The sequence below is a fragment of the Flavobacterium niveum genome (assembly GCF_055231775.1).
This window is the reverse complement of sequence record NZ_JBUYSX010000005.1, coordinates 160,481-179,550: the sequence shown is the minus strand read 5'-3', so window position 1 is coordinate 179,550 and position 19,070 is coordinate 160,481. Positions and strand designations below refer to the sequence as shown.

20 protein-coding genes and 1 tRNA gene are annotated in these 19,070 nt (G+C 42.4%); 7 read left to right on the top strand and 14 right to left on the bottom strand.

Features of this window, described 5'->3' with window-relative positions:
* The first annotated feature begins 454 nt into the window (after positions 1-454).
* The 5 genes from ACZIX4_RS13850 to ACZIX4_RS13830 all read left to right on the top strand — a co-directional run bounded on the left by ACZIX4_RS13850 (position 455) and on the right by ACZIX4_RS13830 (position 7,756).
* Positions 455-1,132: a response regulator transcription factor gene (locus ACZIX4_RS13850; RefSeq protein WP_463336238.1), complete on the top strand. Its 678-nt coding sequence runs from the start codon at positions 455-457 to the stop codon at positions 1,130-1,132.
* Positions 1,125-2,396 carry a sensor histidine kinase gene (locus ACZIX4_RS13845; protein ID WP_463336237.1) on the top strand — a complete coding sequence of 424 codons (1,272 nt, stop codon included), beginning with the start codon at positions 1,125-1,127 and terminating at the stop codon, positions 2,394-2,396. Before ACZIX4_RS13850 ends, ACZIX4_RS13845 begins: the two co-directional genes overlap by 8 nt.
* Positions 2,397-2,455: 59 nt before the next feature.
* Positions 2,456-4,861: a TonB-dependent receptor gene (locus ACZIX4_RS13840; protein WP_463336236.1), complete on the top strand. Its 2,406-nt coding sequence runs from the start codon at positions 2,456-2,458 to the stop codon at positions 4,859-4,861.
* 68 nt (positions 4,862-4,929) lie between these two features.
* Positions 4,930-6,888 (top strand): LTA synthase family protein, encoded by a 1,959-nt coding sequence (locus ACZIX4_RS13835; RefSeq protein ID WP_463336235.1) that lies wholly within the window; start codon positions 4,930-4,932, stop codon positions 6,886-6,888.
* A 103-nt stretch (positions 6,889-6,991) separates the two neighbouring features.
* Complete coding sequence (locus tag ACZIX4_RS13830; RefSeq protein ID WP_463336234.1) at positions 6,992-7,756, top strand: phosphatase PAP2 family protein; 765 nt, start codon at positions 6,992-6,994, stop codon at positions 7,754-7,756.
* 222 nt (positions 7,757-7,978) lie between these two features.
* Here ACZIX4_RS13830 and ACZIX4_RS13825 read toward each other — a convergent pair whose 3' ends face one another.
* The 13 genes from ACZIX4_RS13825 to ACZIX4_RS13765 form a co-directional block, all read right to left on the bottom strand.
* Entirely contained in the window at positions 7,979-8,491 is a 513-nt protein-coding gene (locus ACZIX4_RS13825; RefSeq protein ID WP_463336233.1) for a hypothetical protein, read from the bottom strand.
* Between the two features lie 187 nt (positions 8,492-8,678).
* Positions 8,679-8,753 (bottom strand) — tRNA-Val (locus tag ACZIX4_RS13820).
* Positions 8,754-8,837: 84 nt separating this feature from the next.
* Positions 8,838-10,052: a bifunctional folylpolyglutamate synthase/dihydrofolate synthase gene (locus ACZIX4_RS13815; protein WP_463336232.1), complete on the bottom strand. Its 1,215-nt coding sequence runs from the start codon at positions 10,050-10,052 to the stop codon at positions 8,838-8,840.
* A gap of 54 nt (positions 10,053-10,106) precedes the next feature.
* Complete coding sequence (locus ACZIX4_RS13810; protein WP_463336231.1) at positions 10,107-11,333, bottom strand: Glu/Leu/Phe/Val dehydrogenase dimerization domain-containing protein; 1,227 nt, start codon at positions 11,331-11,333, stop codon at positions 10,107-10,109.
* Positions 11,334-11,403: 70 nt separating this feature from the next.
* Positions 11,404-13,422: a tetratricopeptide repeat-containing sensor histidine kinase gene (locus ACZIX4_RS13805; RefSeq protein ID WP_463336230.1), complete on the bottom strand. Its 2,019-nt coding sequence runs from the start codon at positions 13,420-13,422 to the stop codon at positions 11,404-11,406.
* Between the two features lie 67 nt (positions 13,423-13,489).
* On the bottom strand, positions 13,490-13,642 hold the full coding sequence (locus tag ACZIX4_RS13800; RefSeq protein WP_463336229.1) for a hypothetical protein: 153 nt from the start codon (positions 13,640-13,642) through the stop codon (positions 13,490-13,492).
* Positions 13,643-13,676: 34 nt separating this feature from the next.
* Positions 13,677-13,829 (bottom strand): hypothetical protein, encoded by a 153-nt coding sequence (locus ACZIX4_RS13795; protein WP_463336228.1) that lies wholly within the window; start codon positions 13,827-13,829, stop codon positions 13,677-13,679.
* A 33-nt stretch (positions 13,830-13,862) separates the two neighbouring features.
* Positions 13,863-14,015: a hypothetical protein gene (locus ACZIX4_RS13790; protein ID WP_463336227.1), complete on the bottom strand. Its 153-nt coding sequence runs from the start codon at positions 14,013-14,015 to the stop codon at positions 13,863-13,865.
* 33 nt (positions 14,016-14,048) lie between these two features.
* Positions 14,049-14,201 carry a hypothetical protein gene (locus ACZIX4_RS13785; protein ID WP_463336226.1) on the bottom strand — a complete coding sequence of 51 codons (153 nt, stop codon included), beginning with the start codon at positions 14,199-14,201 and terminating at the stop codon, positions 14,049-14,051.
* Between the two features lie 38 nt (positions 14,202-14,239).
* Positions 14,240-14,392: a hypothetical protein gene (locus ACZIX4_RS13780; RefSeq protein ID WP_463336226.1), complete on the bottom strand. Its 153-nt coding sequence runs from the start codon at positions 14,390-14,392 to the stop codon at positions 14,240-14,242.
* A 35-nt stretch (positions 14,393-14,427) separates the two neighbouring features.
* Positions 14,428-14,580, bottom strand: a complete 153-nt coding sequence (locus ACZIX4_RS13775) for a hypothetical protein (protein ID WP_463336225.1) — start codon at positions 14,578-14,580, stop codon at positions 14,428-14,430.
* Positions 14,581-14,614: 34 nt separating this feature from the next.
* Complete coding sequence (locus ACZIX4_RS13770; protein WP_463336224.1) at positions 14,615-14,767, bottom strand: hypothetical protein; 153 nt, start codon at positions 14,765-14,767, stop codon at positions 14,615-14,617.
* A 183-nt stretch (positions 14,768-14,950) separates the two neighbouring features.
* Positions 14,951-15,763 carry a LytR/AlgR family response regulator transcription factor gene (locus ACZIX4_RS13765; RefSeq protein ID WP_463336223.1) on the bottom strand — a complete coding sequence of 271 codons (813 nt, stop codon included), beginning with the start codon at positions 15,761-15,763 and terminating at the stop codon, positions 14,951-14,953.
* A 114-nt stretch (positions 15,764-15,877) separates the two neighbouring features.
* Here ACZIX4_RS13765 and ACZIX4_RS13760 point away from each other — a divergent pair, with 114 nt between their 5' ends.
* Positions 15,878-16,555, top strand: coding sequence for a response regulator (locus ACZIX4_RS13760; protein ID WP_463336222.1), 678 nt, complete (start codon positions 15,878-15,880; stop codon positions 16,553-16,555).
* Here the strand turns inward: ACZIX4_RS13760 and ACZIX4_RS13755 are convergent.
* Positions 16,550-17,629 carry an anhydro-N-acetylmuramic acid kinase gene (locus ACZIX4_RS13755; RefSeq protein WP_463336221.1) on the bottom strand — a complete coding sequence of 360 codons (1,080 nt, stop codon included), beginning with the start codon at positions 17,627-17,629 and terminating at the stop codon, positions 16,550-16,552. The genes ACZIX4_RS13760 and ACZIX4_RS13755 overlap by 6 nt on opposite strands.
* 86 nt (positions 17,630-17,715) lie before the next feature.
* Here ACZIX4_RS13755 and ACZIX4_RS13750 point away from each other — a divergent pair, with 86 nt between their 5' ends.
* Positions 17,716-18,858 (top strand): acyl-CoA dehydrogenase, encoded by a 1,143-nt coding sequence (locus tag ACZIX4_RS13750; protein ID WP_463336220.1) that lies wholly within the window; start codon positions 17,716-17,718, stop codon positions 18,856-18,858.
* Positions 18,859-19,070: the final 212 nt, after the last annotated feature.

Here is a 19,070-nt window from a genome sequence, read left to right as displayed (position 1 = left end):
AACTGTCAATATCATTCTACCATAATATATATAAAGGGAGGAAGCTGGTTATACTTCTTTGATAATCAAATATATTGATTTTAATTATTCAAAAATCACTTGTTAAAAATTTCACAATTTGAACTCAAAAATTTAACCTTAGACACGGTTTTTGTAAAGAAATTAAAGCTTGTTTACATCTTATTTTTACATTAATTTTTCAATGCATAAAAAAGTGCACTACAAGCATTTTAAATTTCGATTTACACAACCATTTACAAGTTGTTTCTTACGCATTGTACACAATTAAAAATATACCGATTTTCATATTTTAAGGTTACAACCCTAGATAAGTTTAACACCCACAAACCATGAATCAATGTTTACGGGCATTATTCTAAATTATAATGTAAGCGTCGCTCTTTATGTGTACTTATTCAAATTTCCTTCAAAATCTATTTGCTACCTTGCAGGTATGAAAGTGCTGATTATAGAAGACGAACCTGCCATAGCAAGCAGTATAAAAGACTACTTTAAACCTAATGGAATACAGTGCGAAAGCGCCGCCACAGCCCGTGAAGCGCTGGATAAAATAGGCATGTACGAGTACGACTGCATACTGCTGGACCTGATGCTGCCCGATGGCGACGGTTTTGATATACTTAAAGAGCTGAAACACCTCAACAAAACAGAAGGTGTTATTATCATATCGGCTAAGGAAACCCTTGAAACCCGCATCGAGGGTTTTAACCTTGGTGCCGACGATTACCTTACCAAACCCTTCCACCTCTCTGAGCTGTTAGTGCGCATGCAGGCGCTCATCCGCCGGAAGAATTTTAACGGCAGTAATGTGATAACCTTTAATGAAATCTCGGTTGACTTACTGGGCAAAAACGTAACAGTAAACAATACCCGGCTGGATATTACCAAAAAAGAGATAGATTTGCTATTGTACTTAATAGGCAACCAAAACAAGGTACTGAGCAAAAGCGCCATAGCCGAACACCTGAGCGGTGATATGGCCGATATGCTGGATAACCACGATTTTGTGTATGCCCACATAAAAAACCTAAAAAAGAAGCTTACCACAGCCGGAGCCGGAGATTATATAAAAACCGTATACGGCCTGGGGTACAAATGGCAGTATGAGTAAAACGAAGCTGTTAAATAAAACCACCCGGAGTTTCCTGATTTATGCCGTACTTATTTTGCTGGCATCGGCACCGGCGTTTTATTTCATCAGCCAGTGGCTGTATGTGTACGAAACCGACGAGGTACTTATTTTCCACAAACAAGATTTTATAGTAGACAGCCGCCATACGTTTACAGATGAAGACATCATGGCTTGGAACAAATACAACCGCGATGTAGAAATTGTGCCCGACATGGGTATAAAAAATGATTCTATTGTGGGTAAATCGTTATACGAAGTAACATCGGGCGAAATGGAACCCTTCCGTATACTCTACGCCCCCGTAACCATAAACGGCAAAAAATTTACGTATGTAGAAAAAACCAACCTCGTAGAAATGGAGGGTATGGTGGTGAGCATCGCTATGATGTTTTTGTGTATCATCGTAATATTACTTGCCGGAATCATTTACATATCAAGGGAATCAGCGGCTAAAATATGGCAGCCTTTTTACGATACATTACGTAAAATACAGGATTTTGAAATAGATAAAAACCGGCAGCCACAGTTTGCCCCTACCGATATTAAAGAGTTTGATTCGCTGAACAAAAGCATTGAAAAACTTATTGAGAAAAATACCGCCATTTACAAAAGCCAGCGTGAGTTTGTAGAAAACGCCGCACATGAGCTGCAAACCCCATTGGCTTTATTCCAAACCAAGGTAGATACACTGGCGCAATACGAGGGGCTTTCTGAAGAACAGTCAGAACTCATTGATTCATTGAACAGTGATATTTCACGGCTGAACAGGCTGAACAAAAACCTGCTGCTGCTCTCTAAAATTGACAACGACAGCTATTTTGATAAACAAACAGTAGTATTTAACCAGCTTATAGAAAAGCACATAGTTTTTTTCAGGGAGCAGGGTGAGCCGAAAAATATTTCGTTCGGGTTATTCCTTGATGTGCCACTTACCGTTACCACCAATGCCGCGCTGGCCGAGGTACTTATCAACAACCTGTTTATGAATGCCATAAGGCACAATGTACAGGATGGAAAAATAAACATTACCACTACCGCAAACGCTGTAACATTTGCCAATACAGGCCTGGACAATCAGTTGGATTCTGATAAGCTGTTTAACCGTTTTGCGAAAGAAAACCCCTCGTCTCAGGGCAACGGCCTGGGGCTTGCTATTATAAAAAGGATAGCCGAACTGAACAACTGGGTTATCTCATACAGATTTGATAACAATTTGCACCATTTTACAGTAACTTTCCCATAATTCAGATTTACTTCTAATTCAGGTTGCAACTTCGCTTTATCAAAAAACGAAGTACGATCATGAAGAATAAATTTGCATATATACTGGTAATGATGCTGACGCTGTTCTGCTATAAGGCTACAGCCCAGTCAAAAATGGTAACCCTGAGCGGTACCGTTAAAGAAAATGCTGCTACTCCCCTACCTTACGCCAATGTGATTTTAAAGAAACCGGACGGCACTACTTCAGGCGGCACCATAACTAATGAGCAGGGCAATTTTAGCCTTGCTGCCGCACCTGGAAAATATACGCTCGAAGTATCTACGTTGGGATTTTCTACCCTGCAAAAAGAGGTATTTGTAGGCATGCTTTCAGACTATCTTGATGTAGGTGATGTATTGCTTTCGCCCGATGCAACGCAGCTCAGCGAAGTGGTTATCAGTACAAAGCAGGATGCGGTAAATAATAAAATGGACAAAAAAACCTTTAGCCTTGCCGATAATATTGCACAGAGTGGCGGCTCTGTATTGCAGGCCATGCAAAACCTGCCGAGCGTTACCACACAAGACGGTAAGGTGCTGTTGCGCGGTAACGACAAGGTTATGATACTTATAGACGGTAAACAAACCGCTCTTACAGGCTTTAACGGGCAAACCGGACTTGATAATTTGCCTGCATCGGCCATAGAAAAGATAGAGATTATAAACAATCCGTCATCTAAATACGATGCTAATGGCAATGCGGGTATCATAAACATTATCCTGAAAAAGAATAAGGATGAAGGGTTTAATGGTAAAGTAGGTCTATCGTCGGGCTACGGTGCGCTTTGGGAACGTAAGGCCAACCTGCCCACCATACGTCCGCAGTACCAAATGACACCAAAAATTAACCCGTCGCTGTCGCTTAACTATCGTAAGGAAAAAGTAAACATCTACTTTCAGGGCGATTACTTATATACTGAAACACTAAACAAGAATGAGTTTGTAGACCGTACTTATGATGACGGTACCATAATACACCAGCAAACCAAACGTAACCGCAATACGCACTTTACGAACCTGAAAACGGGCATTGACTGGAATTATAACGATAACAATACCCTTGCCTTCACGGCACTCTTTGGCAGTGAAAAAATCATAGACCACGGCGATGAACCGTTTTTCAATGCCGACTATTCGCAACGGCTGCGCCTGTGGCAGTTCATGGAAGACGAACTTAAAACCACTGCCATGGCATCGGCTACATACCAGCACCGTTTTAGTGAAGCCGGGCATGTACTGAACTCGGGTATTAACTACACCTTTCACCGGGAAAATGAAAAGTATTTCTTTGACAACTATATGCCAACATATACAGGTAAGGATGCCTTTAAGTTATTGTCAGACGAAAATGTACTGGATATAAATATTGACTATATTAAACCCTTGGCGGCAGGCAGGCTGGAAACGGGATTTAAGTTCCGCAACCGCATAATACCAACAAACATGCATTTTTATCCCGGGCAAAACTCGGTAATAGATGCCGATGCCGGGGGCAGGGCTACGTATGAAGAATCGATACCCGCCGTGTATGGCAACTATATTTATGAAACCGATAAAATTGAGGCCGAAGCCGGTATACGACTGGAATACCTGGACCTGGAGTATGAGGTAAACCCTAACCACCCTGTTTACAAAAGCGATGGCTATCATTACCTTCAGCCATTTCCTTCACTGCGCTTTGCGTATAAGCTAAACGATAACCATAAACTGTCTGTATTTTACAACCGCAGGGTAGACCGCCCTAACGAAGTTGACATAAGGATATTTCCGAAATACGATGATGCCGAGATTATAAAAGTGGGTAACCCCGGCCTGAGGGCACAGTTTACCAATACTGCCGAACTGGGTTATAAGGCCACATTAGGCAAAGGTTACCTGTATGCATCGGCTTACTATAAGCATGTGGAAGGCACCATAAGCCGTATAGCTACCACGGTGCCGGGCAGCACATTTATATACAATGTATTCCAGAATGCGGGCAACAGCAGTATGGCAGGTGCCGAGGTAATGTATTCGCAAAAGCCGCTGTCATGGTATGCCTTTAACCTTAATGCTACGGTATATAAAAATACCATCGACGCTTTTACCGTACACATCCTCTACCCTGAGCCTACAGATTACTCTGCCACAAAACAACAAATAACATCGGGCAACGTAAAGTGGAACAACACCTTTACCTTTTCGCCTACACTCACAGGCCAGCTTATGGCAGCCTGGCTGGCACCTGACATCATTCCGCAAGGGAAAACACTGTCGCGTTTTTCTACTGACATCGGACTAAAAAAGACCGTGCAAAAAGGCAAAGGCGAGTTCTTTGTAAACGCTACCGATTTGTTTAGCACGCTTGTTATCCATAAGGATGTACAGGGAGACGGTTTCCGTTATACCAGTAAAGATTACTACGAAACCCAGGTAATCCGTTTCGGGTACAATTATAAATTTTAACCTGAATATTAGAAATTCTAATTTAATTCAAAATTGGTTTGGAAACTTGCTGAACTAAATGTAATCTTATGTTTAAGAAATTGCAATCGGCAGGCAGGTTTACTGTGCTATTATATTTTGTATTATGGTTCCTTGTAATATCGCTGCTGCTGCGTATCGTATTCTTTTTATGGCAAAGCGATGATGTATCGTGGAACATACTTCACATACTGCAAACCCTGCTTACCGGCCTCTTCTTTGACTTGGGCACCGTAGCTTTTATAAGCATTACGGCAGCGCTTTACTACGCAGCCCTGCCAAACCGCTGGGTAGGCAGCCGTACCGATAAAATACTGGTATGGCTATTTACAGGCCTTACCCTTTTTATACTGGTATTTACCTTTTTTGCCGAGATTACTTTTTGGGATGAATTCAGCACCCGTTTTAATTTCATAGCCGTAGACTACCTTATTTACACCCACGAGGTAGTGGCAAACATACAGCAGTCTTACCCATTGCCATTGCTTATAGGTGGGGTACTGTGCATTACCGGCGGGGTATTGCTGCTGTTTTATAAAGGAGGCGCTTTTTACAGCACCTTTACCACAAAAGCATCCTTAAAGCAAAGGGGTTATGTACTGGGCAGTACCGTAGTTACGGCTTTCATGTTTGGTTTTTTTGTAAACAACAGTATGGCCGAATGGAGTACCAACCGCTACAATTCTGAAATATCAAAATCGGGTATTTACTCCTTTTTTGCAGCCTTCCGTAACAACCAGATGAAGTACGATGAGTTCTACACTTCTGTAGATAATGATAAAGCTTTCGCCACAATTAAAAAGAGGTTGGGTGGTGCCAATGTCCTTTTTAACGGCGAAGGCTTTTCTATACACCGCACCATTACAGACAGCTTACCGGCTACCGAAAAGAAAAATGTGGTGTTTATCCTTGTGGAAAGCCTTAGCGGCAGCTTTATGAAAGAGTTTGGCAACAAGGAGAACATTACCCCGTTCCTGGACAGCCTGGCGCAAAAAAGCGTATTTTTTGACAACCTGTATGCTACCGGTACCCGTACCGTACGCGGCATGGAAGCCGTAACACTGTGCATACCGCCTACACCGGGCCAAAGCATCGTAAAACGCCCCGAAAATGCAGGCCTATATACTGTAAACAGTGTGTTTAAGGCCAAGGGCTACGACAGTAATTTCTTTTACGGCGGCGATGGCTATTTCGATAACATGAACGCTTACTTTGGCGGAAACGGCTTCAACATATACGACCGTGGCCGTGGCAGCGTACTGAGCGACGATATTAAGGCAGTCCGTAACAATATTGAAGACAATGAGGTAACCTTTGAGAATGCCTGGGGTATTTGCGATGAGGACATTTTCAACAAAATGCTGAAAGTAGCCGATAAGCAGTACGAATCAGGCCAGCCGTTCTTCAATTTTGTAATGACTACCAGTAACCACAGGCCGTACAGCTACCCTTCGGGTAAAATAGACATCCCTTCGGGTACGGGACGTCCGGGTGCGGTGAAGTATACCGACTTTGCCCTGCGTGAGCTTTTTACTAAAGCCAAAACAAAACCATGGTATAAGAATACAGTGTTTGTTATCATAGCCGACCACTGTGCCCACAGTGCCGGAAAAGACGATATAGACGTGGCCAACTATCATATACCGGCCTTTATAGTGAACCTGCCGGAGAGCGAAAACAAAAAGATACACAAGCTATGCAGCCAGATAGACCTGTTCCCTACCCTGTTCGGGCTGATGCACTGGAGCTATGAGTCGGACTTTTTTGGTAAGGATGTTTTAGATAATGACTTTGAAGAACGCTCACTTATGGGTACGTATCGTAAGCTTACACTTATGAAGCAAAATAAGGTGATGATACTCAGCGACCAGAAAAAGCAGGCTTTTTATACCTGGAACAAGCAAGACAACAGCCTGAAGCCGCTGCCTATGGATAAACCGTTCCTTACCGAAACCATAGCCTGGTACCAGACTGCCGACTATCTTTTTACAAATAAATTGCTGAAATAGGTACCGTTCAGAAAAAATTCAAAATCAGTACGGACATTCACTAAAAATAACAGACATAAACGTATGGCATAGAATTACACTAACTCTTTAAATCTCCTGAAAAATGAGAAAGTATGTAATTTTATGCACAGGCCTGCTTGGCTGCCTTTTCGCACAGGCACAAAACGCTACTGTAACCGATACTATAGTAGCAGACACAACCTCTACCCTTACATTTAATTACAAGCAACTAATAGTCCCTGCCGCGCTTATAGGTTACGGAGTTATAGGTATAGAAAGCGACCAGCTAAAATCATGGAACCGCCAAATGCGTGACGAGGTTAAGGAAGACATTGACGAAAAAACATCTATAGACGACTTTAGCCAATGGACACCCGCCGTATCGGTTTTTGCGCTTGATGCCTTTGGGGTTGAAGCAAAGCACAGCCTGCGTGACCGTACGGTTATCTTTGCGACTTCTTACGCTATTATGGCTACTACGGTTTTCGGGCTAAAATCTATAACAAAAATAGAGCGCCCCGATGGTACCTCTAAAAACTCTTTCCCATCAGGGCATACTGCCACGGCTTTTGCCGGTGCCGAAATGCTTTGGCAGGAATACAAGGATAAATCAATATGGATTGGCATTGCCGGATATACCGTTGCAGCCGGTACAGGCGCATTCAGGGTGTATAATAACCGCCACTGGATTACCGATGTAGCAGCCGGTGCAGGCATAGGCATTTTAAGCACAAAAATAGCGTATTGGGTAAACCCTTATATCAGCAAGAAACTTTTTGGTTCGAAAGGAGAAAGTAAGTCCACATCGTTTATTATGCCATATTATGATGGAAGGACCACAGGGCTAAGCTTTGTAAGGACGTTTTAAACAAAAAAGCGACATTGTTTCCAATGTCGCTTTTTTTGTTTCTGTTGGCTGTCAGGGATTGCAGTCGAACACCTTGTGCCTATTTTGATGTTTTTTTAAATTTAAAATTAATGCATAACGTTCCTTAACTTGATGAAGTACTGACAAGGGGAATGATTGATTTTAGATGTTTCAAACAACCATGAGATTTTCTAAACGGACACTAATATATTAGGTTTTTGGCTATTTGTACAAACTCCAAATATCATTATAAACTCCAATTATTGCTAATGAATGATGATTAGAGAATTGGGCACTGTATGAATATTCTGAGCTGTAATCACTTTTCGTTTCGAAAAAGAAATTCACATCATATTTGAAAATATATTGATTATGCGGATTGTCACTTTTATCAAAATCAATATTTTTCTGAAAATCGATCAAATTAATTTCATTTATTTCAAACTTCCCATTCTCCTTAATATAATCAGGATTGCCAATACGAACTATCTTTTCAAACTCTTCAATGGCTTTTATTCCCCTTGAATTTATGGGCTCCACATTTTTTAAAATATGTTTTGCAAATACTTCTATTAGTTTCCAATCAATTTCAACACTTTGGATTTCTTGAAATATAAAAATCGACTCATGAAAAGAGAAATACAGATCATAACTTAAGAGTTGGATTTTTGAAAACCATTCACCAGAATCCCTTCTTACAAATATCAATTCATTATTTTCTGCGATTATTCTCATAAAATTATTTATGGCTTATAATATTATGGGCTATATAGATGTGGTTTCTTTGGATAAGTTTTACAATATTACAACAAAAGCAGAATACCGCTACTGAAACTCTTTAATAAATTAAAGGAAATAGTTTGCAAGGCCTACCATATAAAAAAAAGCGACATTGTCTTCCAATGTCGCTTTTTGTCTTTTGTGGGCGATGAGGGGTTCGAACCCCCGACCCCCTCGGTGTAAACGAGGTGCTCTGAACCAGCTGAGCTAATCGCCCTTTCGGGTTGCTTTACGTCGCTGTGATTAGTTCCGTATTGCGAGTGCAAAGATAGCACGGTTTTTTATATCTGCAAGCGTTTGCCTATAAAATTTCGGCCACTACAAAGGTACTTCCCCCTACATAAATGAAGTCATGCGCCCCAGAATCCTGAAGCGCAGCAGCATAAGCAGCATTTACATCCGGAAAAATTTTTCCTTCAAGGCTGTATTTTTTTGCTTCAGTTGCTAAAATTTCAGCGTCCAGGCCACGCGGCACATCGGGTTTGGTAAAATAATACTGTGCATCCTTCGGGAAAAGCGGTAAAATTTCATCGAGTTTCTTATCATTTACTACCCCTAACACAAAGCGAAGGGTTTTATACGGCTGTGCCAGCACCTGCTGTAACACCGGTTTCAGCCCATGGCTGTTGTGTGCCGTATCGGCTATGGCTACAGGGTTGTCGTGTATTTGTTCCCAGCGGCCACGCAAGCCTGTGTTGTTAACTACATTCAACAGGCCTTGCTGTATTTGGCTCTCGCTTATTTGCAATGCGTCTTTCAGCACTTCTATCGTCTGTAAAACCGTAGCCGTGTTCTTTTTCTGGTAATCGCCTTTCAGGGCGCTGTCATACCCGGGCCAATCCCTATCTGAAGCAAAATAAATATCAGACCCTGTTTCCTCCGCTTTTTGCTCAAAAACCGGGCGTGTTTCGGGTGTGTACTCCCCTATAACCACAGGTATTCCAGGCTTTATAATACCGGCCTTCTCCCCTGCTATGGCTTGTAGCGTATCACCTAAAAACTGCGTATGGTCCATACCGATATTGGTTATAACCGATACCAACGGGGTAATAATATTGGTACTGTCCAGCCTGCCGCCCATACCGGTTTCTATTATGGCTATATCTACGTTTTCCTGCACGAAATAATCAAACGCCAACCCCACAGTCATTTCAAAGAAGCTAAGCGATTCCTGCTCAAAGAAGGCTTTATTACGCGCAATAAAATCTACCACAAAGGTTTCGCTAATGTCCTGTCCGTTTATTTTAATCCGTTCCCTGAAATCTTTAAGATGGGGCGAAGTATACAAACCCGTTTTATAGCCCGCCTCCTGTAATATACTGGCCAGCATGCTCGATGTACTGCCTTTACCATTAGTACCGGCTATGTGTATGGCTTTCAGCTTTCGCTCGGGGTTACCCAGATGGGCCGCGAGCAAAAGCGTATTGGTAAGGTCTTTTTTATACGCCGAAGCCCCCTGCAGCTGGTACATGGGCAGCTGGCGGAACATCCATTCGGTAGTTTCTTTATAATTCATGTTTAATAAAAAATGGGGCTGCAAAAGCCCCATCTAAATTATGTAAATATTGTATTACACAAGCTGCCTAAGGGCAATTTCAAACGCGGTAAAGCTTACACCTGTTTTAGCATTGTTTTCGGCATAAACCGACTCTATTGCTTTCCTGATGATATCGCTTGAATCTTTAAACACAGCCTCATCGGTCATAGATACCTTGCTGCCCATAAAATAAGCAAATACCCTGGCCATACCACAGTTTGATATAAAGTCAGGGATCAGGCTCACCTTCTGGTCGGTAGCTTCCATTATAGGCCCGAAGAAAATTTCCTTATCGGCAAACGGCACGTTCGCGCCACATGAAATTACTTCCAGCCCGGCAGCTATCATAGCATCTACCTGTTCGCCGGTTACCAGCCTTGATGCAGCGCAGGGTGCAAAAATCTCGGCGCCTACGTTCCATACTTTTTCATTCAGCTCGGCAAACGGAATCATATTAGACGCTACCAGCTTGTTACCGTCCTTATCCAGGAACATCTGTTTTATTTCTTCAAATGTAAAGCCATTTTCATTGATAAGCCCGCCATCGCGGTCTATAATACCCACTACTTTGGCCCCCAGTTTTGCCAGGTAAAATGCCGCAGCCGAACCTACGTTACCGAAGCCCTGCACTATAGCCCTTTTACCTTCTATACTGCCGCCATAAATATTGTAGTAATGGTTCACCGCTTCGGCCACACCATAACCGGTTATCATATCGGCCACAGTATACTTACGGTTTACGTCAGGCGAAAAAGCCGGGTTTTCTATCACTTTCACCACACCCTGGCGCAGCTGGCCTATGCGGTTTATCTTATCGGCTTCGGTAGGCTTAAAGTGGCCTGTAAACACACCTTCCTGCGGGTGCCATACACCACACTCCTCGGTAAACGGTATTACTTCGTGTATTTCATCTACATTAAGGTCGCCACCGGTACCGTAATAGCTTTTAAGCAATGGCGAAACCGCCTTGTACCAGCGTTTTAGTACACCTTGCTTGCGCGGGTCATTCGGGTCAAAGTTAATACCCGATTTGGCACCGCCTATAGCCGGGCCCGATACCGTAAATTTCACTTCCATGGTTTTGGCAAGCGAAAGCACCTCATTCATATCAAGGCCTTTTCGCATGCGGGTACCACCACCGGCAGCACCACCGCGAAGCGAGTTAATTACCGTCCAGCCTTCGGCTTCGGTTTCACTGTCTTTCCAGTTAAAAACTATCTCAGGTTGCTTATTTTCAAATTTTTGTAAAAGTTCTTTCATTTAGCAGTGCTTTGTTTGTGTGGCACAAATATAACAAAGATATTTTGAGTTTTTCTCATCAAAATATCCATTACAATGCAAATTGTACATTAATATTAGCACCCTCCCCTATAGTAGAATCTATACGCAAAACACCGTTTAACGACTGGGTGCGCTGGCGCAGGTTTTTAAGCCCTATACCGCCCGCTGCAGCCTTGGTATCAAAGCCCACACCGTCATCATGCACATTTACCACTATCTTTTCACCATCACGGCGTATGTCTACATAAGCATTTTTAGCCTGCGAATATTTATTTATATTCTGTAATGACTCCTGCACTATACGGTAAATGTTTACCTTATGGGTATTCGGCATGGCATCCCAGTCTATGGCATTATCAAGGTGCAGTTCAAAGTTGGTCCCGAAATTATTTTTCTGCGTATTAACCAAAAAGTAAAGCATATCGGCAAAATCCTTACCCTGCACCAGCTTGGCACTGCGGCTCAGGTCATGCGATACCGACCGTATTTCCGACTCAAGCGACTGCAATTCTTTAATATAACCCTTACGTTTTAGTATGGTTTCATCATCACTTTTCCGGTTGCTAAACTCCAGGTTAAGGCGTACAGCGTAAATATTGTTCAGTATACCGTCGTGCAGTTCCATGGCTATACGGTTCTTTTCTTCAGACCTGGCCGACTCTACGCGTTGCTGCTGCTCAAACATTAGCTGGTAAATTTCCTCGTTTGCTTTCTGTTGTTCCTGCAGCATTACAAGCTCCTTGTTTCGGGAGTTCAGGTAATAGATAATAAAAATAGCCGCAACAAACAGCAATACCACTACCGATATGCCTATTATGAAAGAGTTTTTGCGCACCAATGCATCTTTTTCATCTTTAAGCTGGGCCGTTTCATACTCTATACGGGCATATTTGTTACGGTTTTTAAAGGCGGTGGTTTGCAGGCTGTCGTTCAGGCTGATGTACTCCTTGGTATATAAAAAACTCTTCTTCCTGTCTATTTGCCCAAGCCGTTCCAGGGCTTTTAGCTTATCGGGGTTGCTGTTTATTTCGTTGGCATAAAAGTAGCCCTTCTTATAGTACAACTTAGCCTTAGAGGTATCTTTTTCATGCACATAATAATCTGCCAGGTAAATATTGCCTCGCATCAGGCCTTCTTTATCAGCCATGGTATCGCTCATAAACAATGCTTCATTAAGCATGTTTTTAACATCATCCTTTTCACCTTTCAGTAGTTTGGCTTTTGCCATACTTTCAGTAATCCTTACATATAGTTCAGATCCCTTAGGCGCCTGCGAAGATTTAAGTCCCCTTTTATATTGGGCAATAGCCTGGTCATACTCTTTCCTTTTCTCATGCACAGACCCTATATTATGGTAACATATAACCCTGAACAACTCTTTATTATCTTCGCTATACTCTTTGCTCGAAAATTTTTCAATCTGGTCTAATGCCAGCTTATAATAATAAATGGATTCATCAAAATTTTGTTGTTCATTAAGGGCGGAGGCAATTACTACAAGGCATTGGTATATTTCGTAATTTTTATTTTGCTCCCTGAATAATTTAAGAGCCACCGAAGCTTCTGACTCACAAAGCACATATTCGCCCACATCGTGCAGCACATAGGCTTTATACATTATTACCGAACTGAGGTCCGGGTATTTTATAGATTTATAGTAGTTCTCGGCGTCTTTATAAAATATGAGTGCGGTATCTTTAACGCCCAGTTCATAATAGGCAAGCCCTTGCAGGTATGCTGCTTTACCCAGGCCTATTGTATCTCCTGCCGACCTGGAGAGCGATGCAATCTTTCTGCTTAACGCAAGTGATTTTTTAAAATCCCTAAGGTTAAAATATTCAGCCGAAGCCCTCCTGTAATAATTCCGGGTTAAAGAATCGTTTTTAAGTGTAGCGATTGAAAGCGTAACAGAATCTAAATATTTTATTTTTTCGTGCCGGGGCAGTAAGGGTGTTTCTACTTTTGAAAAAAAACGTTCAACTTTTGTTACAGAGCCACTACGGTCGCCGCTTTCGCAGGAAAGCAGGGTAATGCAAAGCACAAAAATTATACTTAGGTAGGTTTTCAAAATTTTTGAGGGCGACAGTGTTTGTACTATCGCCCTCAAAAATAAAAAATTAAATATATAAATGCTATTACGGATTAGCCTTAGTTGGAGGCAGTATACCTGTAGCGTTATCAGCTTGTGTAGTATTTGAAGCCTGTAGGTCGCTATCATCGGCTGAGCAAGAAACAAATGTTGATGCTACTGATGCTACAAGGGCTATGGTAAGGATAAATTTTTTCATGGTAGTAATCTTTTAGTGTGTGTGGTGGATGTAATTACGGACGCGCTTTAGTAGGAGGCAGTATACCCGTGGCTTCTTCAGCCTGTGGAGTGCTTGATGCCTGAAGGTCGCTATCGTCTGCTGAACAAGAAACAAATGTTGAAGCTACTGATGCTACAAGGGCTATGGTAAGTATAAATTTTTTCATGGTAGTAAATCTTTTAGTGTGTGGTGGATGTAATTACGGACGCGCTTTAGTAGGAGGCAGTATACCTGTGGCTTCTTCAGCTTGTGGAGTGTTTGATGCCTGAAGGTCGCTATCGTCTGCTGAGCAAGAAACGAATGTTGATGCTACTGATGCTACAAGGGCTATGGTAAGGATAATTTTTTTCATGGTAGTAGTAATTTTAAAATGTTGTTGGATGTATTACGGACGCGCTTTAGTAGGAGGCAGTATACCTGTAGCTTCTTCAGCTTGTGGAGTGTTTGATGCCTGAAGGTCGCTGTCGTCAGCTGAACAAGAAACGAATGTTGATGCAACAGATGCAACAAGGGCTATAGTAAGGATGAATTTTTTCATGGTAGTAATTCTTATGTAATTTATAATGTGGAGTAGTATTATGGACGTGCTTTAGTAGGAGGCAGTATACCTGTAGCTTCTTCAGCTTGTGGGGTGTTTGATGCCTGAAGGTCGCTGTCGTCAGCTGAACAAGAAACGAATGTTGATGCAACAGATGCAACAAGTGCTATAGTAAGGATGAATTTTTTCATGGTAGTAATTCTTATGTAATTTATAATGTGGAGTATTACGGATTTGCTTTAGTAGGAGGCAGTATGCCGTTTGCTTGTCCTGCCTGGGCAGTGTTTGTAGCCTCAAGGTCGCTGTCGTCGGCTGAACATGAAACAAAAGTTGATGACAATGACACAACCAGTGCGAATGCAAGGATGAACTTTTTCATGGTAGTAGTAATTTTAGTATAGTAATTGGATGGATTATGGACGCGCTTTAGTAGGAGGCAGTATGCCTGTAGCTTCTTCGGCTTGTGGAGTGTTTGATGCCTGTAGGTCGCTGTCATCGGCAGAGCAAGACACAAGAGTCGATGCCATTGACGCAACCAGTGCGAATGCAAGGATGAATTTCTTCATGGTAGTAAATTTTTAGTCGCTTAAATATTTTGTTTTCCCCTCAGAAACAAACTGTTATGTCGTTTGTTCCTGAAGCAAATTTATATAAGCACCTGCGTTTTCACACCATGATTTTGGTCGGTTTTAGCCAGTTAGGGCCGTTTGCGAGAATTTAAACTCTTTTAAAGGGTAAAATGCACAAATTTAGATGTACTCGGGAGCTATTTTTTTAATAATGGCATCTATACTGTCTTTAAAAGTTTTACTGAAAGACACCGAAACCTCGTTATTATTCAGGTAACACAGCGATTTTCCGGTATTTATGCGAGACACGTAGTTACTATTTACAATATAACTATTGTGTATTCGATAAAAGAATGAAGGCAGGTTATTTTCGTAGTGTTTCAGCGTTTTATATGCCGTAAGCACCTTGCCATTGTAAAGGTGGAAATCGGTGGTATTATTATCTGCCTGCAGGTACACTACATCCTTAAGCGCTATAAACTGGTAGTCACCATATGACTTAATGCATATTTGAATATCAACTTCAGAGCGCCCTCCATCGGTGCCGTTTCGTTCAAACTCGGGAGCTTCTTCTATTTCCCTCGGATTTTCAGACACTTGCGACGCAGCGGTACCACTAAGCGGTATAATTTTCTGGAATTTAAGGAGCGCCTTACGTACTGATACGGGCTGTACCGGCAGCAACAGGTAATCAAAAACCCCGGCATTGATAGCATCAAAAGCAAGGTCTTTAGTATCAGACAGGATTATAAAATAAGGCAGTTCATTAAGGTAACGGTACAACTCGTAGATTAGGGACAGGTTTATGCTGCCGCCATCTTTTTTTACCGTTAAAAAAACCAGTTCCGGATTCGTTTCTATAATAGTATCTACAGCCTTGTCTTTTTCGGAGGCTACCCCCACGCAATGGTAGTCCGGAAAGTCTTCAAGGAGGTGAAGCGTTTCCTGTATATTCGATGAATCGTCATCTAATATAACATAGGTGTATTGCACAGGCGGGTGACTTACTATTTAATGGATAGAATTAGCAAATTAAATAATTAAATTTTAGTAATTTTACACTGAAGCAATTTTTTTGAAATTTTGCTATTTGACTGAGCCCAAAAAATGAACAAGGAATTACGAATACTGATAGTTGACGACCACCCTATGACCGTTGACGGTTATATAAATGTGCTTTCTGAAGAAGGCTACCCAGGTTATGAACTAACTTTTAATAAAGCGCTTAACTGCAAAGAAGCATTTGAAATAATATCTAACCCGGAAACCAAACCCGATGTGGCTTACCTGGACCTGAGCCTGCCGCCCTATCCTGAAGAAAAAATATTTTCAGGGCTGGATCTTGGCATACTTATGCGAAAGACCCATCCGGACTGTATTATCATCTTTTTAACAATGCACAGCGAGGCATCGCTTATAGAGCGCCTTATAGATGCCACTAACCCGCAGGGCATATTGTGCAAAAGCGATATAGATATAGATGAGTTTGTAAAAGCTTTCAATATTATATTCGGGGGGCAAAAGCACTTCAGCAATAAAATACAGAAATCGCTTAAAGACCGTACGCTTGATAACTTTAAGCTGGACAGCTACGACCGCCAGATACTCATGCGCCTTAGTGAAGGTATTACCAAAACAAACATACCTAACTATGTACCGCTAACGCTGGATAATATTGAGGAGCGTATAGACAACGTAAAAAAACTCATCCTTAAAGGCGAAAACCTTAACGGCGACAGCGATGCCGCCCTGGTAGAAGCCGTAAAAAAAATGGGCATACTATAACGTATATATATACCCACTGCTGTGGTTGTGCGGCGCACCGGTAACACTTGCCAGTACATTATCTTCTCCCCTGAGCTTTAATACACCTAATAGTGCAAATATTAATGCTTCCTTATATTGTATAGCCTTATCATCGGGTATTACAATTTGGGTATGGGGCAGCAGGTTTTGCAGGCTGCTTATTAAATAGGTATTATAAGCGCCGCCGCCGGTTATCAGCAGCTTGCCGTCTTTAGCAGCAGGCATGTTGTTTATTACAGCAGCTATTTGCCGTGCTACGTGGCGGGTAAAGGTGCGCAACTTATCTTCTGTCTGGATATTAAACTCCTCAATAAGGGGCAGTACAACTTTATTTACATATTCCACCCCTAACGATTTAGGGTATGGTGCAGCATAGAAATCCAGGTTATCCAGCTTGTCCAACAGCACAGCATTCAGCCTGCCGCCTTTGGCTATGGCACCACCGTCATCATACGGGTAACCCAGCCTGTTAGCATAATAATTAAGGACTGTATTAACCGGGGATATATCAAAGGCCACGCGCTTACCATCTTCTTCAAATGATATATTGCTGAAACCGCCCAGGTTCAGGCAGTAATCGTACCCCGCATACAGTAGCCTGTCGCCAATAGGCACCAGGGGCGCACCCTGCCCGCCCAGCTGCACATCCTGCACCCGGAAATCACATACCACTGTATTGCCGACCAAATTTGCAATCTGAGGAAGATTGCCTATTTGTAACGTGACGCCGTTTTGTGGCTGGTGCAATATGGTGTGTCCGTGCGAACATATGGCATCAAGCCCGGTAATGGCATGCGCAGCTATAAAATCGGCTATTGTTTTACCTAACAATTCTGTATAATCATTGTTTAAAGCTTCGAGTTGGGCAGCATCATAATTTACCGCTTCTTTCAGCATCTTAACCCACTCGTCAGTATAGGGTACGGTTTCGGCTTCGTGTATTTTATAATCCCAGCCCCCTTTATTTTCGGACAGAGTAATTCGGGCTATGTCCACGCCATCAAGCGATGTACCCGACATAACTCCTAAAACGTTGTAGTTATCCTTAAGCATGGCCTAAAATTAGTCCTTTTTTTTGAAAGATTACCATTAAATCCATACATTTGGGCGTAATCAAACAAAAAAGTAATTCAATTATTATGGACTTTCAACTTACTGAAGAGCATTTAATGATACAGCAGGCCGCCCGCGATTTTGCACAGCAGGAACTGCTGCCCGGCGTTATAGAGCGCGACGAAAAACAACAGTTCCCGTATGAGCAAATAAAGAAAATGGGCGAACTGGGTTTCCTGGGCATGATGGTAGACCCTGCCTACGGAGGCAGCGGGCTCGACACCATTTCGTACGTACTGGCTATGGAGGAGATAAGCAAGATAGATGCATCGGCTTCAGTAGTAATGTCTGTAAATAACTCGCTTGTATGCTGGGGGCTTCAGGCTTTCGGCTCAGAAGAACAGAAACAAAAATACCTTACCCGCCTGGCCACCGGCGAAGTTATAGGCGCATTTTGCCTTAGCGAACCCGAAGCAGGCAGCGATGCCACATCGCAAAGGACCACAGCAATAGACATGGGCGACCATTACCTGCTTAATGGTACCAAAAACTGGATAACAAACGGCGGTACTGCCGATGTATACCTTGTTATAGCACAAACCCACCCCGAGCTGAAGCACAAAGGCATTAACGCCCTTATTGTAGAGAAAGGCATGCCGGGCTTTGAAATAGGCGCTAAAGAGCAAAAACTGGGCATCCGCGGCAGCGACACCCACTCCCTTATGTTTACCGATGTTAAGGTACCAAAGGAAAACCGCATTGGCGAAGATGGATTCGGGTTTAAATTTGCCATGAAAACCCTTGCAGGCGGACGCATTGGTATAGCATCGCAGGCGTTAGGCATAGCATCGGGCGCGTATGAGCTGGCACTTAAATACAGTAAGGAGCGTAAGGCTTTTGGCAAACCCATCTGCGAGCACCAGGCCATAGCCTTTAAACTGGCCGATATGGCGGTAAATATAGAGGCTGCGCGCCACCTTTGCCTTAAGGCAGCCTGGGATAAGGACAACGGGCATAACTACGACATGAGCGGTGCTATGGCTAAGCTGTTTGCCAGCCAAACTGCAATGGATACTGCCGTAGAAGCCGTACAGGTGCACGGAGGTAACGGCTACGTTAAGGAATACCATGTGGAAAGGCTGATGCGCGATGCCAAAATAACCCAGATATACGAAGGCACCAGCGAAATACAGAAGATTGTAATATCGCGCGAGGTGCTTAAGGATTAATTTTTAACTAAACCTTATTTTATACAGGACAGGCTCTACGCCTGTCCTTTGCTTTATAAAGAAGCCTGAATTATAAACAGATAATAGATAAAATACCGTTTTATTGCCTTATTAACCAGAAAAATCTAAATGGTCAATAGTACTGTATTAACTAACATTAGTCATAAAATCGAGGTTTTATTTGCATCTTAACAGAAAAACGTTGCATTACA

Coding starts and splice junctions, on each gene's coding strand:
- ACZIX4_RS13785 (WP_463336226.1), bottom strand. CDS start 14,201: ATGAAAAAATTCATCCTTACTATAGCCCTTGTTGCATCTGTTGCATCA.
- ACZIX4_RS13755 (WP_463336221.1), bottom strand. CDS start 17,629: ATGCTTAAGGATAACTACAACGTTTTAGGAGTTATGTCGGGTACATCG.
- ACZIX4_RS13830 (WP_463336234.1), top strand. CDS start 6,992: ATGAGAAAGTATGTAATTTTATGCACAGGCCTGCTTGGCTGCCTTTTC.
- ACZIX4_RS13800 (WP_463336229.1), bottom strand. CDS start 13,642: ATGAAAAAATTTATCCTTACCATAGCCCTTGTAGCATCAGTAGCATCA.
- ACZIX4_RS13795 (WP_463336228.1), bottom strand. CDS start 13,829: ATGAAAAAATTTATACTTACCATAGCCCTTGTAGCATCAGTAGCTTCA.
- ACZIX4_RS13760 (WP_463336222.1), top strand. CDS start 15,878: ATGAACAAGGAATTACGAATACTGATAGTTGACGACCACCCTATGACC.
- ACZIX4_RS13750 (WP_463336220.1), top strand. CDS start 17,716: ATGGACTTTCAACTTACTGAAGAGCATTTAATGATACAGCAGGCCGCC.
- ACZIX4_RS13840 (WP_463336236.1), top strand. CDS start 2,456: ATGAAGAATAAATTTGCATATATACTGGTAATGATGCTGACGCTGTTC.
- ACZIX4_RS13810 (WP_463336231.1), bottom strand. CDS start 11,333: ATGAAAGAACTTTTACAAAAATTTGAAAATAAGCAACCTGAGATAGTT.
- ACZIX4_RS13850 (WP_463336238.1), top strand. CDS start 455: ATGAAAGTGCTGATTATAGAAGACGAACCTGCCATAGCAAGCAGTATA.
- ACZIX4_RS13790 (WP_463336227.1), bottom strand. CDS start 14,015: ATGAAAAAAATTATCCTTACCATAGCCCTTGTAGCATCAGTAGCATCA.
- ACZIX4_RS13780 (WP_463336226.1), bottom strand. CDS start 14,392: ATGAAAAAATTCATCCTTACTATAGCACTTGTTGCATCTGTTGCATCA.
- ACZIX4_RS13825 (WP_463336233.1), bottom strand. CDS start 8,491: ATGAGAATAATCGCAGAAAATAATGAATTGATATTTGTAAGAAGGGAT.
- ACZIX4_RS13775 (WP_463336225.1), bottom strand. CDS start 14,580: ATGAAAAAGTTCATCCTTGCATTCGCACTGGTTGTGTCATTGTCATCA.
- ACZIX4_RS13835 (WP_463336235.1), top strand. CDS start 4,930: ATGTTTAAGAAATTGCAATCGGCAGGCAGGTTTACTGTGCTATTATAT.
- ACZIX4_RS13815 (WP_463336232.1), bottom strand. CDS start 10,052: ATGAATTATAAAGAAACTACCGAATGGATGTTCCGCCAGCTGCCCATG.
- ACZIX4_RS13770 (WP_463336224.1), bottom strand. CDS start 14,767: ATGAAGAAATTCATCCTTGCATTCGCACTGGTTGCGTCAATGGCATCG.
- ACZIX4_RS13845 (WP_463336237.1), top strand. CDS start 1,125: ATGAGTAAAACGAAGCTGTTAAATAAAACCACCCGGAGTTTCCTGATT.